Origin of the sequence: Pseudomonas sp. PICF6 (assembly GCF_009831705.1) — a bacterium.
Lineage (GTDB): Bacteria > Pseudomonadota > Gammaproteobacteria > Pseudomonadales > Pseudomonadaceae > Aquipseudomonas > Aquipseudomonas rhizophila.
In genome coordinates this window covers 75,148-75,917 of sequence record NZ_WUUD01000035.1, presented here as the reverse complement: position 1 = coordinate 75,917, position 770 = coordinate 75,148, and the positions used below count along the sequence as shown (strand labels likewise).

The window sequence follows — 770 nt, the reverse complement described above, 5'->3', positions numbered from 1 at the left end:
GTGCGGATCAATGACCTCGATCACATCGCCCTGGGCGTTGCGCCGGTATTGCCACACGGCTTTGCCGCGTGAGCGGGCGTGCAGGAAACCGTGGCGGTATTCGTAGGACGTTGCTTCTTCGTCCGGCGGAATCAGCGCCACCAGCCGTCCGGCTTCGTCGTAGCGGTATTCGGTGACGGCGCCCAGCGGGTCCTGTTCGGCGATCAGCCGGCCCTGGGGGTCATAGGCCTTGAGGTGCTCGCCGCCATCGGGCTCGACCTTGCGCACCAGCCGTGCCCGCTCGTCGTGGACGTACACCTCCTGGCTGCCATCAAGGTGCTGGACCGTGACCTGCCCGTCCTCGCCCCAGGTGTAGCGGCTGTCCATCTGCGCAAACGAGGCCCAGTGCCGCACGCAGCGGGCTGCGCGCCCTGCCCCTTGCCATTCCCAGAAGAAACTCGCACCGCCGGCCAGTTGCCGTTGCAGGATGACGTGCTGGTCGTCGTAGTCGTAGCGTTCGCTTTCGCCGGCGGCGTTGGTGGCTTCGATCAGTCGGAAACGTCCGTCGTAGCGGTAGGACACCAACGTCTGTTCAGTGCGCCAGGCTTCGTCGAGGGTGATGGCCGGGTGAAAGCTCTGGTAGTCGATGGCGACCAGATGACGTTGCTCATAACGCAAGCGCAGGGCGCGTCCGGCGCCGTTGTCCAGGCGGCTGATGTCGCCATGGATGTTGCGCTTGATCGTCAGGCGGTTGGCGTAGCGGTCGCTGAGGGCGGTCAGATGGCCGTCGC

At 65.7% G+C, this 770-nt stretch carries 1 pseudogene; it reads right to left on the bottom strand.

The features are described 5' to 3' along the window. Positions 1-770: pseudogene (locus GSM73_RS24970) on the bottom strand (type IV secretion protein Rhs); the annotation flags it as partial.